15 protein-coding genes are annotated in these 13,678 nt (G+C 60.5%); 9 read left to right on the top strand and 6 right to left on the bottom strand.

Annotated features, from left to right (window positions below; genetic code table 11):
- The first annotated feature begins 49 nt into the window (after positions 1-49).
- On the top strand, positions 50-607 hold the full coding sequence (locus ACZ9BE_RS14035) for a YceI family protein (protein ID WP_252876548.1): 558 nt from the start codon (positions 50-52) through the stop codon (positions 605-607).
- 87 nt (positions 608-694) lie between these two features.
- Entirely contained in the window at positions 695-1,381 is a 687-nt protein-coding gene (locus ACZ9BE_RS14030; protein WP_110600861.1) for a GNAT family N-acetyltransferase, read from the top strand.
- Positions 1,382-1,444: 63 nt separating this feature from the next.
- Here the strand turns inward: ACZ9BE_RS14030 and ACZ9BE_RS14025 are convergent, their stop codons facing one another.
- Positions 1,445-1,885, bottom strand: a complete 441-nt coding sequence (locus ACZ9BE_RS14025; protein ID WP_056788967.1) for a hotdog fold domain-containing protein — start codon at positions 1,883-1,885, stop codon at positions 1,445-1,447.
- A 158-nt stretch (positions 1,886-2,043) separates the two neighbouring features.
- Here ACZ9BE_RS14025 and ACZ9BE_RS14020 point away from each other — a divergent pair, with 158 nt between their 5' ends.
- Entirely contained in the window at positions 2,044-2,676 is a 633-nt protein-coding gene (locus tag ACZ9BE_RS14020) for a TetR/AcrR family transcriptional regulator (RefSeq protein ID WP_056788969.1), read from the top strand.
- Positions 2,677-2,893: 217 nt separating this feature from the next.
- Here the strand turns inward: ACZ9BE_RS14020 and ACZ9BE_RS14015 are convergent, their stop codons facing one another.
- Positions 2,894-4,018 (bottom strand): DmpA family aminopeptidase, encoded by a 1,125-nt coding sequence (locus tag ACZ9BE_RS14015; protein WP_460068089.1) that lies wholly within the window; start codon positions 4,016-4,018, stop codon positions 2,894-2,896.
- A 73-nt stretch (positions 4,019-4,091) separates the two neighbouring features.
- A complete protein-coding gene (locus ACZ9BE_RS14010; RefSeq protein WP_476249582.1) occupies positions 4,092-5,195 on the bottom strand; it encodes a polyamine ABC transporter substrate-binding protein in 1,104 nt (367 codons plus the stop codon).
- 111 nt (positions 5,196-5,306) lie between these two features.
- On the opposite strand from ACZ9BE_RS14010, the gene ACZ9BE_RS14005 reads away from it, so the two are divergent.
- Entirely contained in the window at positions 5,307-6,086 is a 780-nt protein-coding gene (locus tag ACZ9BE_RS14005; protein WP_476249581.1) for a helix-turn-helix transcriptional regulator, read from the top strand.
- A 122-nt stretch (positions 6,087-6,208) separates the two neighbouring features.
- Here ACZ9BE_RS14005 and ACZ9BE_RS14000 read toward each other — a convergent pair whose 3' ends face one another.
- Positions 6,209-7,150: a class I SAM-dependent methyltransferase gene (locus ACZ9BE_RS14000; protein WP_476249580.1), complete on the bottom strand. Its 942-nt coding sequence runs from the start codon at positions 7,148-7,150 to the stop codon at positions 6,209-6,211.
- 198 nt (positions 7,151-7,348) lie between these two features.
- Between ACZ9BE_RS14000 and ACZ9BE_RS13995 the strand changes: the two genes are divergently transcribed.
- From ACZ9BE_RS13995 to ACZ9BE_RS13980, 4 genes are all read left to right on the top strand, one after another.
- Positions 7,349-7,762 carry a response regulator gene (locus tag ACZ9BE_RS13995; RefSeq protein WP_056788985.1) on the top strand — a complete coding sequence of 138 codons (414 nt, stop codon included), beginning with the start codon at positions 7,349-7,351 and terminating at the stop codon, positions 7,760-7,762.
- 56 nt (positions 7,763-7,818) lie between these two features.
- Positions 7,819-8,487: an HAD-IA family hydrolase gene (locus ACZ9BE_RS13990; protein ID WP_431078063.1), complete on the top strand. Its 669-nt coding sequence runs from the start codon at positions 7,819-7,821 to the stop codon at positions 8,485-8,487.
- Positions 8,488-8,838: 351 nt separating this feature from the next.
- The gene (locus ACZ9BE_RS13985; RefSeq protein ID WP_073471267.1) at positions 8,839-9,636 is read left to right on the top strand and encodes an SDR family NAD(P)-dependent oxidoreductase; all 798 of its coding nucleotides are present in this window, start codon (positions 8,839-8,841) and stop codon (positions 9,634-9,636) included.
- A gap of 21 nt (positions 9,637-9,657) precedes the next feature.
- Positions 9,658-10,068 (top strand): SRPBCC family protein, encoded by a 411-nt coding sequence (locus ACZ9BE_RS13980; RefSeq protein WP_252878487.1) that lies wholly within the window; start codon positions 9,658-9,660, stop codon positions 10,066-10,068.
- 142 nt (positions 10,069-10,210) lie between these two features.
- On the opposite strand, the gene ACZ9BE_RS13975 is transcribed toward ACZ9BE_RS13980, so the two are convergent.
- Positions 10,211-11,605, bottom strand: a complete 1,395-nt coding sequence (locus tag ACZ9BE_RS13975; protein ID WP_041477024.1) for a sensor histidine kinase — start codon at positions 11,603-11,605, stop codon at positions 10,211-10,213.
- Positions 11,583-12,266, bottom strand: coding sequence for a response regulator transcription factor (locus ACZ9BE_RS13970; RefSeq protein WP_056788996.1), 684 nt, complete (start codon positions 12,264-12,266; stop codon positions 11,583-11,585). Before ACZ9BE_RS13970 ends, ACZ9BE_RS13975 begins: the two co-directional genes overlap by 23 nt.
- 307 nt (positions 12,267-12,573) lie before the next feature.
- On the opposite strand from ACZ9BE_RS13970, the gene ACZ9BE_RS13965 reads away from it, so the two are divergent.
- Positions 12,574-13,503, top strand: a complete 930-nt coding sequence (locus ACZ9BE_RS13965) for a hypothetical protein (RefSeq protein WP_056788998.1) — start codon at positions 12,574-12,576, stop codon at positions 13,501-13,503.
- Positions 13,504-13,678: the final 175 nt, after the last annotated feature.

The raw sequence follows: 13,678 nt of genomic DNA, 5'->3' as shown, positions 1-13,678 counted from the left end.
GCTTAAGTCAACCAAGGCCCTCGACGACACACGCCGCCCGGAGAATTCCATGACGTCGCGATTGCTGCTGGTTGCCGCGTTTACATCCTTTGTCATGGCCTGTGCGCAGGCCGCTGAATATAACCGGGTCAACACCAGCGCCAGCCAGATCAGTTTCACCTACAACCAGATGGGCTCGCGAATGTACGGCACCTTTGGCAAGTTCGAGGCGGCTCTGGATTTAGATACCGAAAACCTTGCCAACGCCCGCACCACCTTGCATATCGACCTGAGCAGCATTGACGCCGGCAGCGAAGACGCCAATACCGAGCTGGTGAAACCCGCCTGGTTCGATACTGAAAAATTCCCGCTCGCGGTATTCGAGTCCCGCCGCTTCACCCAGGTGGCCGAGCATCGTTACCAGGTCGCCGGTCAGCTCACGCTCAAGGGCGTCACTCGCGATGTCGAGGTGCCGGTGGAGCTGAAACCGGACAACGCCATTGGCATTTTCGATGGCGAGCTGGTGCTCAACCGTGAGGAGTTCGGCCTCGGCGCAGGGGAGTGGGCGGACAGCGTGGTGTCGAAGGACATCTACATCAAATTCAGGGTGGTGGCGCCACAACAGTGACGGTTCGATAGATTCGGCGCGGTATGATGTCGCGGTTCGTCGACGGCTCTGATCATCGGCAACGTTTTTTATCGCCGGAGTTTGCCCATGCCACGCATCACCCACTACACCTCCCCATGCCCGGAAAGCGTCAACAGCCAGATCCTGCAAATGGTCGTCGATTACCTGACCGACATCAGTGCTGTCGGCCTCGGCCCGAGCAATCTGCTGTACAACGTTTATCAGTACGCGGTGGGTTATGAGGTGCATCTGTACCTCGAGGCGTTGAACGGCCAGAAGGGCACCGAGGTGGAATTGCTGGTGGCCACTGACGATGAGGATCCAGAGCAAGTCATCGGATTTCTCATCTGTCTGCCGGTGCAGGGCGATTGGGAGGCGTGCAGCGTCGCGTACATGGCGGTGCGTGAAGGCCATCGGCGCCAAGGTGTGGCGCGGGCGATGCTCGCGGACATGGTCGGGCGCTATCCGCATGCGGAACTGGCCTGCAGCATTGGCAAGGTGCCGTATTTCGAGGCGCTGGGTTTTGAAGTGATCGGCCAGCGCGAGACTCAGGTGCTGATGAGCACGCGGCATTACCGCAGCAACGGCTTGCGCGGGTTCATCGACACCACGCCGATCTACCGCTCGCTGGAAGTGCAGCAGATTCATACTTACTTGCTGCAGAAAAACGGCAAGCGCGCGATGCTCGATGCGGAGAAACAACGCGATCGTCATCTGGATCAGACCAGCCGCCACGTAGAAGAATTTGTCCGTCAGCGCCTGACTCTGCACTGACCCGGCCAATAAAAAAGCCCTTGCTGCGCATTGCGCAACGAGGGCTTTTTTGTGCCTGCAATCTCAACCGATCTTGACGTTCATGGTGATGCGCGCGGTGAAGACTTTTTTGCCCTCGGCATCGTGAATGTCGACGTTGACCACCTTGTCGCCATCGCTTTGCCAATCCACACCTTCGGCGCTGGCCACGGCGGTGACGTCGGTTTTCGCCTTGGCCAGGTATTCCACGGTCATGCCCTTTGGAATCCAGCGCGCGCCGGGCGGGATCGAGACGTCGGTCATCATTCCGCCGGCCAGTTCCGCCGCGTTGCACAGGGCGATCGCATGCACCGTGCCAAGGTGATTGGTAATTTCCTTGCGAAACGGCACTTGTACGGTGGCGGCGTTCGGGCGCAATTCGCTGATCAGCGGATTGATGGTGCTGAAGTACGGGGCGAACTGACAGGCCATTTTGCTGAATGCATCCGCGCCGACGCTGTTGAACATGCTGAGAGATTGACTCATGGAAGCCTCACTGGGTGGTTTGCAGAATTATGTTCCGTCACAGAATAATGTTCTGTAACGGAACGGTATTCTGTTCGCGGCAAATCTGTCAACCTAGGCGCGATTTGTTCACGGGCACGTGACGCCTTTATCAACCTCCGTTTTTGGACCCGAGCAGCATGGACACCGCCGATCTACTGGAACGCAGCTACCCCGGCCGCCGCGCCGAACTCAAACGCGATATCTTTCGCAAGGCCCTGAGCCTGTTCAATGAACAGGGGATCGAGGCCACCACCATCGAAATGATCCGTGCCGAGTGCGACACCAGCGTTGGCGCGATCTACCACCATTTCGGCAACAAGGAAGGGCTGGTCGCGGCGCTGTTTTTCACCGCGCTGGAGGATCAGGCGCGTCTGCGTGATGCGTATCTGGACGCGGCCAATACCACGGAGGAAGGAGTGCAGGCGCTGGTCTTCAGCTATGTCGACTGGGTCGAGCAGCAGCCGCAGTGGGCGCGTTTTCAGTACCACGCACGATTCGCAGTGACCAAAGGCCCGTTCAAGGAAGAGCTGGCCGAGCGCAACAAGACGCGCAACCTGCGCTTGGGCCAGTGGTTGGCCGAATCGGGTCGCGCCGCTGAGATTAAGGATTTGCCTGCGGAGTTGCTGCCATCGCTGATCATCGGCCAGGCGGACAGTTACTGCCGGGCCTGGCTGGCAGGGCGAGTTAAGGGCAGTCCGATGGCTTATCGCGAAGTGCTTGCGCAGGCGGCATGGCGGTCGATTCGCGCCGAAGGTCTCGCCGAGAACTGAAATACGCAGACAAAAAAAGAGCCTCCAAGCTCTTTGATGGGGAGGAAGTAGAGCCAGTGAGGCTCAAGAGGCGTGTGAAGCAGAACTTGGGCTTGATTGGGAGTCAGTACACCCACGCCTACGCAGCGCCGGATCAATCCAGGCACCGCGTAGCTTCATCCTGGGAGCGTGCAATGGACGACTCAAGTACCGCCAGTCGTCCTTGCACAATGCCGGATTATGCCGGGAGCGACCCCGGCCAACCGGATTTTTTCAGCGCCGCCAGAAGCGTCTGCGCATCTAGGCCCGGCACCGAATGGCCGTTGCCCTCGCTGCTGTCGCTGGCGAGCAGGGCATTGATGATCGCTTCTTCAACGGCTTCGGTCGCGGCCAGAAACAGCTCGCTGATGTGGTCGTTGTTGACCATGCGCAAGCCGTCGCAGGTGGCTGCGCGTTTAGCCTCATAAGCGGCGGGCGGGACGTGATCATTGCCGGTGGCGAAGGCAATGAAGATGTCGCCGCTGTGGTCTTCGTTACCTCCGCCGGTACGCGCCAGGCCCAGGCTGGCACGCTGTGCCAGGCGCGTGCATTGATGGGGCAGCAGCGGCGCATCAGTCGCCAGGCAAACGACGATCGAGCCCATGCCCGGGTGCGGCAGCGCTGCCCGCAGGAACGGTGAATCCTTCTGTTCCATATAGCGTCCGACCGGGTAGCCATCGACGCGTAGTTCACTGCGAATGCCGTGGTTGGCCTGCACGATCGCGCCAACGGTCCAGCCTCCCTGGGCAGCACTCAAACGGCGCGATGCGGTGCCGATACCGCCCTTGAACTCATGGCAGATCATGCCGCTGCCACCACCCACCGCACCTTCGAGCACCGGGCCGTCCACGGCGCCGTTCAGTGCCTCGGCGACATGCTCGGGCTTGACGTGAAAGCCGTTGATGTCATTGAGCAGTCCATCGAAGGTTTCCAGCACCACCGGCATATTCCAGTAAAGCCGCCCGTCATCCGGCTGTTGCTCACGGTCCAGCACAATCAGCGCATCCCGCACCACACCGAGGCTGTGGGTGTTGGTAAAGGCAATCGGACTGGTCAGCAGACCGGCCTCGCGAATCCATTCCAGCCCGGTCGCATCGCCGTTGCCATTGAGTACATGCACGCCGGCAAAGCACGGTTGCTGGCAGGTCGAGCCGGGGCGCGGCTCGATCAGCGTGACGCCGGTGCAGATGTCACGGCCGCTGCTGCTGCGACCGCGTACATTGCTCTGACCGACGCGCACGCCCGGCACATCGGTGATGGCATTGAGCGGGCCGGGTTGCATCTGGCCAATCAGGATATCGAGATCACGGGCACGCGGATTCATAAGATTCAGTCTCTTCATTCAAAAGGTCGGGCGGCTTACCGCTCGGATGAGGCAGGCAGATTTCTTGCGCGGGTTACTGGCCGTTCTTGACCTTGCTCCACACCCGCGTACGCACGCGTTCGGCGGCTTTGGGCAAGGGTTCGAGGGTGTAGAGGGTGGCCATGGCGGCAGGGGACGGGTAGACCGCCGGGTTGTCGCGAGTTGCTGCTGCCACCAGCGTTGTCGCGGCGCGATTGCCATTCGGGTATGACAAGTGATCACTGACCGGCGCGATCACCTCCGGCCGCAGCAGGTAATCGATAAACGCCAGGCCCTGGGCGCGATTGGGCGCGTCCTTGAGCAGTACCAGAGTGTCGAACCACACCGGCGCGCCTTCCTTTGGCAGGCTGTAGGCGATCTTTACGCCGTTGCTGGCCTGCTCGGCGTTGGTTTTGGCTTCGAGCATCGCCCCGGACCAGCCAACCGCCACGCAGATATTGCCGTTGGACAAATCGCTGATGAACTTCGAGGAGTTGAAGTAGGCGATGTGCGGGCGCAGCTTGAGCAGCAGTGCTTCGGCTTTTTTGTAGTCCTCGGGATCGGTGCTGTTGGGCGGCAAGCCCAGGTAATGCAGGGCGACCGGCAGCATTTCCGACGGCGAATCGAGCATCGCCACGCCGCACTCGGCCAGTTTGGCCAGATTGGCTTCGTTGAACAGCAACTCCCAGGAGTCCACCGGCGCTTTGTCACCCAACACGGCGCGGACTTTGTCGACGTTGTAGCCGATGCCGTTGGTGCCCCACAGGTAAGGCACAGCGTACTGATTGCCCGGATCGTTGACCGCGAGTTTTTTCAGCAGATCGGGGTCGAGGTTTTGCCAGCCTGGCAGTTGATCGCGAGGCAAGGGGGCGAGGGCGCCGGCCTTGATCAGGGTCGGCAGGCTGAAGTTGCTCGCCACGACAACGTCGTAGCCGCTGCGGCTGGTCATCAGTTTGCCTTCGAGCACTTCGGCGCTGTCGAAGGTGTCGTACACCGGCCGGATGCCGCTGTCGCGCTGGAAATCATGCAGGGTGTTCGGCCCGATGTAGTCGTACCAGTTGTAGACATGCACGCTCGGTACGTCTGCCGCCATGGCGACCGAGGAGAGACAAAAACAGGCCAGCAGGCCCGGGTTGATAGATCCACGGTGACGACGCATGATGCGGCACTCCTGGCCTGTCGCAGGCCGGTGATGAACTGGAGTGGTCAGGCTAACGGGCCGGTCACACCAGCCCCATTCCCATCATGGGTTACTCGAAAGGGGTAGTGCGTGGACGCGTTGTTGCAGGAATTGCCGGTGCATCAGAGTCTGGCGCGGGTATTTTCTCACCTCGGGCAGGACGGTTTCTGGCGCGCGCTGGTCGACACCCTGCGCCTGCTGGTGCCGCTGGACAATGCCCTCGTCGCCCTGATGCAGGCCGGCCAGCCGCCGCGTTTGCTGATCGACTTCGACAGCAAGGGCTACGTGGACGACCAGCAGGAGCTGGCCGGTTATACCGCCGGCATGTACCTGCTCGATCCGTTTTATCAAGCCGCCGTCAGCGGGATCAGCGACGGCCTGCACAGCCTGGCCTCCGTTGCGCCGGATCAGTTTCTGCACAGCGAGTATTACCAGAGCTACTTTCGTGCCGTGGTGGGCGAGGATGAATTGCAGTTTCTGATCAACGTCGAAGGCGCGGTACTTGGCTTGTCCCTGGGCCGCTCGACCGCGTTTGGCATGGCCGAGCAGGGTCGGCTGTTGTGCGTTCGTGACTGGGTATTGGCGGCGATGCGTCGCCACATGCAGTTGCTGCCGCCGCAAGGGCCGGTGGCTGAAGCGGTGGTGGGTGATCTGGCGACGTTGCTGGACCGTTTCGATGCCCGCCTGACCGCGCGCGAGATCGACACGGCGCGCCTGATCCTGCAGGGCTTTTCCAGCAAGGCGATGGCCCAGCAGATGGGGATTTCGCCGGAGACCGTGAAAGTGCATCGACGCAATCTCTATCACAAGCTCAACGTCACCGGGCATGGTGAGTTGTTTGCACTGGTGCTGCGGCCGACGGCTTTTTGATCAACGCAGAACTTGTGTGGGAGCGAGCCTGCTCGCGAAAGCGGTGTATCAGTCAACAAAATTGTTATCTGACACTGCGCTTTCGCGAGCAGGCTCGCTCCCACAGGTGAACTTACGCTGTGTTAGTGGCTGCGCTGGAAGACCAGGGCTTTCAGGCCGCTCTCTGGATCGATATCGGGAAACTCCGGCGGATTGTCCAGCCGATGATCGAAGCGCAGGCTCGGCGCTTCCCGGGTCACGCCATCAATGAGAAAGTCGGAACCGAACGACGGATCGTTCATGCACGCCAGCACTGTGCCTTGCGCAGTCAACAGTTCCGGCAAGCGGCGCAATACGCGTTGATAGTCCTTGGTCAGCAAAAAGCTGCCTTTCTGAAACGACGGCGGGTCGATGATCACCAGATCGTACGGGCCGCTGTTGATCACTTTGCCCCAGGATTTGAACAGGTCGTGGCCGAGAAAGCTGACCTTGCTCAGGTCGTGGCCGTTCAAACGGTGATTGTCGCGACCTCGGCTCAGGGCCGCACGGGACATGTCGAGATTCACCACATGGCTGGCGCCACCCTCGATTGCCGCTACGGAAAAGCCGCAGGTGTAAGCGAACAAGTTCAACACCCGCTTGCCCGCTGCCTGTTCACGGACCCAGTTGCGTCCGTAACGCATATCGAGAAACAGCCCGGTGTTCTGCTTGCGTCCCAGGTCGACGCGGTACTGCAAGCCGCCCTCGACGATGGTCATTTCTTCGATTTCCTCACCGATCAGCCATTCGGCCGTGCTCTGCGGCAGGTAACGGTGCTGGATCAGCAGGGTATGTGCACCGGACTGCTGCCATTGGGGCGAGGCGGCGAGTTGCAGCAGCGAATCCCGCAGATCCTGCAGTTGCTCAGGCGCCGGTTCTTTGAACAGCGACACCAGCACCACGCCCTGCAACCAGTCCACGGTCAACTGCTCCAACCCCGGCCAGCAGCGCCCGCGCCCGTGAAACAAACGGCGGGTTTCGCTGGGCGCCGCCGCCAGTGCGGGCAGCAAATGAGCGTGGAGGGTAGCGAGGGCTTCAGGGTTCATGGATCAGGATCGGCCAGGCAAAGGGCCGGCATTTTAACCACAAATGAGGGGATTCGATGGGCGCTGCGCTTCGAAAAACAACACCTTGGCGAAATCCTCTGTATCAAAAATGAATTTCTACAGGGCGCGCTGCTCATACCAGATAAGCAGCGGATTCAAAACCGCTTATCAAAAATGTAATTCGGGGGAGTGCTGTTCATGTGCCCTACACCTACGTCGAGCGCGCACCTTCCTGGCGGGTTGATTCTGGTTGTCGAGGACGATCCGTTGATTCTGGAGTTTCTTTGCGAAATTCTTCAGGAGGAAGGGTTCAAGGTCGAACCGCAAACCAGCGCCGACGCCGCCTCACTGTATCTGGAAGAACACGCGGCGAACGTCGCGCTATTGCTGACCGACATCACCATGCCCGGCACGCTTAACGGCGCCGACCTGGCGAATCTGGTCGGCGATCGCTGGCCGGAAAAACCGGTGATGGTCATGTCCGGCTACGAGACGCCCGAGACCTCCGGGGTCAAGCATTCGGTGGCGTTCATCAAGAAGCCGTGGGCGATCGGTCAATTGCTCGACTGTGTGGAAAGTGCGTTCAAATCCAAGGCCCCGCAGTTGCACTGACAAGTGCTACATTGCCGGGCCAGGCTGCCCGGCCAACTGTCAGAGGATTTGTTCTTTTGTCTGCACAAGCATCGGTTTTTGATCGCGCATTCGGCGCGTTCCTGTTCGACATGGACGGCACCGTCCTCAATTCCATCGCCGCCGCCGAGCGCATCTGGTCAGCGTGGGCGGTGCGTCATGGTGTTGATGTCGAGACGTTTTTGCCGACCATCCATGGCGCACGTGCGATCGACACCATCACCCGGCTGAATCTGCCGGGAGTGGATGCCGATGAACAAGCGGCGTTCATCACCGCAGCGGAAATCAATGACGTTGAAGGCATTGTCGAGATCCCTGCGGCGGCGGCATTTCTCAACGCTCTGCCGAAAGATCGCTGGGCAATGGTGACGTCTGCGCCTCGCGATCTGGCGTTGCGGCGGATGGCGGCGGCGGGTATCCCCGAGCCGGCGGTCATGATCACGGCGGAAGATGTAAAGGCTGGCAAGCCTGATCCTGCGGGGTATCTGCTGGCGGCGAAAAAGCTCGGTGTCGAGCCAGCGGATTGCCTCATTTTTGAAGACGCCACGGTTGGCATTCAGGCTGCGGAAGCGGCGGGCGCGGCGTTGATGATCATCACCACCACGCACCAGCACCCGATCGAAACGGCGCATGCGACGCTGGCCAGTTACGATGCCATCGGCGTCAGCGTCGGCGCCGATGGTTTGCTTCGTCTGACGGAAATCTGATCTGTTCCGAAATGCCCCTCACCCTAGCCCTCTCCCGGAAGGAGAGGGGACTGACCGGGGGATATTCAGGTAATACGCCGACGTGAAAGGTCTTCTCTGAATCCATAATCGCTATGGTCTTTCAGGTCGAGGGCAAACTCAGCACAACTCGATCGGTTCCCTCTCCCCCGGGAGAGGGCTAGGGTGAGGGGCTACGGTCTGCCAGACACAGGGGATCGTCGATCAAACAACATCCCCGTCACCGGTCGGCAGCTCAACCATGCCGGCAATATCGCAACTACGCTGATCCATGCTTGTGAAATCGTCGCCAAAGTCGAGCGCGGTGGAACTCCTTGCTAATGAGGTAAACGCATGAAGATCGATCTGAGTGGAAAACTGGCCATCGTCAGCGGCAGTACCGGCGGCATCGGTCTGGGCATCAGCCAGTCGCTGGCCGAAGCCGGGGCGACGGTGGTGGTGATCGGTCGTGACACGGCCAAGGTCGAGCAGGCGCTGGCGAGCATACGCCAAGCCGTGCCCAGCGCGCAGTTGCGCGGTCTGACCGCTGATCTGGGCACGGCCGAGGGTGCGGAAAAGCTGTTCGCCGCCGAACCGCGCGCGGACATTCTGGTGAACAACCTCGGCATCTTCAACGACGTCGATTTCTTCGAGACTCCCGACAGTGAGTGGACGCGCTTCTATGAAGTCAACGTGATTTCCGGCGTGCGCCTGGCGCGGCATTATGTGCCGGCGATGGTTGAGCAGGGTTGGGGCCGGGTGATCTTTCTGTCATCGGAATCCGGGGTGGCGACGCCGGCGGACATGCTCAATTACGGCGTGACCAAAAGCGCCAACCTCGCGGTGTCCCACGGCCTGGCCAAACGTCTGGCTGGCACCGGGGTCACGGTCAATGCGATCCTGCCGGGACCGACTTTCACCGATGGCCTGCAGGACATGCTCAGAGACGCGGCCGCCGAATCCGGGCGCGACCTACGCGACGAAGCCGACGCCTTTGTGCGCAAGGCCCGTCCGACTTCGATCATCCAGCGCGTAGCGGATGTTTCGGAAGTGGCGCATCTGGTCACGTACATTGCTTCACCGCTGTCCTCGGCCACCACGGGCGCAGCCTTGCGCGTCGATGGCGGCGTGGTCGACAGCCTGACGATCTGAATTTTCCAAAAGAGAGGTTTTATGCCAACTGCATCCGCAACCATCGACATCCCGGCCTCGGCCGATCAGGTCTGGCAATTGATCGGCGGCTTCAACACGCTGCCGGACTGGCTGCCGTTGATCACCAACAGCGAACTGAGCGAAGGCGGGCGAGTGCGCACCCTGCACACCGCTGACGGCGGCGTAGTGGTCGAACGTCTGCAGACATTCGATAACGCCGCAAAAACCTACAGCTATTCGATTGAACAGGCACCGTTTCCGGCCAGCGATTACCTGGCGACGATCAAGGTTGAAGCCCAAGGGCAGGGCGCGCGGGTGACGTGGTCGGGGCGCTTCAATGCGGTCGGCGTGAGCGATGAAGAAGTGGTGGCGCTGTTCAACGGCATCTACCAGGGCGGGCTCGAGGCCTTGCGGGCGAACTACCCGACCTGATTGATTCACACAGCGCCTATGAAGCATGGGACTTCCTGTGGGAGCGAGCCTGCTCGCGAAGGCGTCAGTTCAGTCAACATTGTTGTGACTGAACCACCGCATTCGCGAGCAGGCTCGCTCCCACCGGGTGGATTGCATTCCCTCAGGCCTGACTGATCAAACTCTGCCGACAATCCAGCACCAGTTTCGCCCCGCCCAGATCACTGCTGCCGACTTCAAGACTGAAGCCGTGCAAGCTGACTATCGCCGCAACGATCGACAACCCCAGACCAAAACCACTCTGCGGCTGGCCACCCTCGGTGCGATAAAAGCGCTGGAACACCGCCTCACGTTCCGCCTCGGGAATCCCCGGCCCTGAATCGTGCACCTCGATCCGCGTCTGCCCACCGGCATTGACCCCACGCAACATCACCGTACCGCCGGGCGGGGTGAATTTGATCGAGTTGCTCAACAGGTTCGCCAGCGCTTCGAACAGCAACGCGCGGTCGCCATTGAGCGGCGGCAGCGTCTCCGGCATGTTCAACTGAAAGCGCAGATCGCCTTCCTCGGCCAGCGGCAGATAGAACTCGTGCAACTCCTCCAGCAAACGCACCGGATCAAGTTCGACGAAACCTGAACGGCGCTGGCGATCTTCCAGTTCGGAAATCCGCAGCAAACCGCGAAACCGCGCCATCAGCGTGTCCGCCTCAGCCAGTACCAGATCCAGTTGCGCCGCTTCTTGCGAACCTTCACCCGCCTGTTGCTGCATGCGATACAACTGCGCGCGCAAACGGGTCAGCGGCGTGCGCAAGTCGTGGGCGATGTTGTCGCAGACGCCCTTGACCTCGTTCATCAAGCGCTCGATGCGCTCGAGCATGGCGTTGACGATGGCGGCGAGCATGTCCAGTTCATCGCGGCGATTGGACAGCGGCAAGCGGTGCGTCAGGTCGCCGGCAACGATGGCCTGCGCGCTATTCTGGATCGCGCGGATGCGCTGCAACGGTCGACGCCGCAGCAGATGCCAACCGGCGACCCCGGGAATAATCGTCAGCGACACCCCCCAGAACAGCGCGTGCAAAATGATCCGCGTCACCGCGAACAGCGAGCCATTGTCACGCAGCAGCACCAGCCAGCGCCCGTCACGGGTTTGCGTGGCTACGGCATCGCAGCTGTCGCTCGGCAGGGTCGGGTCATCGGAATCGGCGCACTCGGCGAGCATATGGATCTTGCCATCCAGCGGCAGTCCTTCGGGAATTTGCTGGAGTGCGCCGCCCAGGTAAACACCGTCAGCGCTGAACAGACCATAGGCGTCGATACCGCGAATATCGAAGGTCATGCTGGCCGCGAGCGCGTCTTCGAGTTGCTCGCCGCGAAAATGCGAGAACAGGTGCTGGCGTTGCATCAACGAATGTTTGGCCAGTTTGTCGAGGTAGCCGGACACCTCGTAATACATGACCCCCATGAGGATCGCGCTCCACGCCACGAACAGCGAGCTGTACAGCGCCAGCAAGCGGCTGCTGGAGGAGCGCCAGCCGTCAGACGGGTTCGGCAATGACATAGCCGGAGCCCCGTACCGTGCGGATCAGCGGAACGTTGCCGGCTGCGTCGATCTTCTTGCGTAGTCGGCCGATATGCACGTCGATGAGGTTGGTGCCCGGGTCGAAGTGATAACCCCAGACCTCTTCGAAAATCATCATCCGCGAGAGAATCTGGCCGCTGTTGCGCATCAGAAACTCGAGCAGTTTGTATTCGGTGGGCAACAGCGTCAGCACCTGCTCGGCGCGGCGGGCTTCGTGGCTGATCAGGTCGAGCTCGAGGTCGGCGACTTTCAGCGTGGTGGCCTGGGTGGCGACGCTGTTCTGCCGGCGCAGCAACACTTCGACCCGCGCGGCCATTTCATCGGTGGCGAACGGCTTGGTCAGGTAGTCATCACCACCGGCGCGCAAGCCGCGTACGCGCTCATCGACATCGGAGAGGGCGCTGATCATCAGAATCGGCGTCGCCACGCCCATGGTGCGCAGGGTGGTGACGATGGCCAGACCATCCAGCTCGGGCAGCATGCGGTCGAGGGTGATCAGGTCGTAGTTGCCGCTCACGGCGCGGTCGAGGCCTTCGCGGCCATTGTCGACCCAGTCGACATCCAGCCCGTGGCTGCTCAGTTCGGCAACGATTTCCCGCGCGGTCACGGCGTCGTCTTCGATGGTCAAGATACGAGTCATAGGCAGGCCTGCTGATCGGTTCAAACGGAATGGCAGCATTTTGCCAAGAATTTGCCGTGGCGCTTTAAATTAACTTTCATCTTCGTCGCCTGGTGAATCAGAACTGATCGGATTTGCCACGCTTTGGTTAATGCAGAAAACCCGCAATCGGATGCGCTTTATTGCAAGTTGCACGGTCCGAGGAAGTTCAAGTTTTGTAACTCATTGAAAGAAAAGAAGTTATTAAAAGTGTGCGACTGGCACGGTCACTGCAATTCCTCACACGACGACTTGTAACACCATTTTTCATGCCTGGAGCACTACAACAATGAATAGATCCCCTGATGGCTATTATCCTGCCTTGGAAGAGTCGAGCAGCGTGTCAGGCGTGTCCTGGGGCGCGATCTTCGCCGGTGCTGCGGCTGCCGCCGCGCTGTCGATGATTCTGGTGCTGCTCGGGTTTGGCCTGGGCTTTTCGGCTGTATCACCGTGGGCCGGAGAAGGCGTCAGCGCCAAGGGCCTGGGCATTTCAACGATCGTCTGGCTGGCGGTGACGCAGATCATCGCTTCCGGCATGGGCGGCTACATTGCCGGCCGTCTGCGCGTTAAGTGGGCCAACATGCACGGTGACGAAGTCTACTTCCGCGACACCGCACATGGTTTCCTCGCCTGGTGCGTCGCTACTTTGGTGACCGCTGTGCTGGTGGTCGGTTCGGTCAGCAGCGTCGTAAGTGGCGGTGTGCAGGCGGGTGCCAACGTAGTCGGCGGTGCTGCCGGTGCGATGAGCCAGGCCGCCGGCTCTGCCGCAGCCAATACTGACAGCGATCAGTACGGCTACTTCGTCGACAGCCTGTTCCGCGATGATCGTCCTGCTGCCGTCAGCGATGACGCTGCACGCGGCACTGTGACCCGCATCTTCACGCAAAGCCTGGCCAACGGTCAGCTCAGCGCCGAAGACCGTACCTACCTCGCACAACTGGTATCGCAACGTACCAATCTGAGCCAGGCCGATGCTGAACGTCGTGTCGACGAAATCTACGCCAACACCCAGAAAGCCATCGCTGACGCGAAACTCAAAGCTCAGCAAGCGGCCGATACCGCCGCCAAAGTCGCGGCCTACACCTCGCTGTGGATGTTCGTCGCGCTGCTGGCCGGTGCGTTCTTCGCCAGCCTGGCAGCCACCTTCGGCGGTCGTCGTCGCGATGCAGTCGAGTACGTTGAAGTCGACACCTACACCACTACCACTCCGGTCCGTTAAAAAGGAGAGTCACCATGCGCTCATTACTGCTGTTTTTCCTCGGCGTACCGATCCCGATCATCATCCTGATCGCCCTGTTCGTACACTGATCCCTCTGAGGCAGGATGCCTCTGCCGCTTTCATCTTCGGGTGAAAGCGGCTTTTTGCTTTCGGCGGGGCCAGTTCGTTTTCTCCA

The organism is Pseudomonas sp. TE9122 (assembly GCF_056278925.1).
The sequence above is the reverse complement of the archived record's forward strand: the minus strand, read 5'-3'. Positions and strand labels throughout refer to the sequence as shown.

Bases quoted from the DNA above. Each gene is read 5' to 3' on its own strand.
- ACZ9BE_RS14035 (WP_252876548.1), top strand. From the start codon at position 50: ATGACGTCGCGATTGCTGCTGGTTGCCGCGTTTACATCCTTTGTCATG.
- ACZ9BE_RS14030 (WP_110600861.1), top strand. From the start codon at position 695: ATGCCACGCATCACCCACTACACCTCCCCATGCCCGGAAAGCGTCAAC.
- ACZ9BE_RS14025 (WP_056788967.1), bottom strand. From the start codon at position 1,885: ATGAGTCAATCTCTCAGCATGTTCAACAGCGTCGGCGCGGATGCATTC.
- ACZ9BE_RS14020 (WP_056788969.1), top strand. From the start codon at position 2,044: ATGGACACCGCCGATCTACTGGAACGCAGCTACCCCGGCCGCCGCGCC.
- ACZ9BE_RS14015 (WP_460068089.1), bottom strand. From the start codon at position 4,018: ATGAATCCGCGTGCCCGTGATCTCGATATCCTGATTGGCCAGATGCAA.
- ACZ9BE_RS14010 (WP_476249582.1), bottom strand. From the start codon at position 5,195: ATGCGTCGTCACCGTGGATCTATCAACCCGGGCCTGCTGGCCTGTTTT.
- ACZ9BE_RS14000 (WP_476249580.1), bottom strand. From the start codon at position 7,150: ATGAACCCTGAAGCCCTCGCTACCCTCCACGCTCATTTGCTGCCCGCA.
- ACZ9BE_RS13995 (WP_056788985.1), top strand. From the start codon at position 7,349: ATGTGCCCTACACCTACGTCGAGCGCGCACCTTCCTGGCGGGTTGATT.
- ACZ9BE_RS13985 (WP_073471267.1), top strand. From the start codon at position 8,839: ATGAAGATCGATCTGAGTGGAAAACTGGCCATCGTCAGCGGCAGTACC.
- ACZ9BE_RS13980 (WP_252878487.1), top strand. From the start codon at position 9,658: ATGCCAACTGCATCCGCAACCATCGACATCCCGGCCTCGGCCGATCAG.
- ACZ9BE_RS13975 (WP_041477024.1), bottom strand. From the start codon at position 11,605: ATGTCATTGCCGAACCCGTCTGACGGCTGGCGCTCCTCCAGCAGCCGC.
- ACZ9BE_RS13970 (WP_056788996.1), bottom strand. From the start codon at position 12,266: ATGACTCGTATCTTGACCATCGAAGACGACGCCGTGACCGCGCGGGAA.
- ACZ9BE_RS13965 (WP_056788998.1), top strand. From the start codon at position 12,574: ATGAATAGATCCCCTGATGGCTATTATCCTGCCTTGGAAGAGTCGAGC.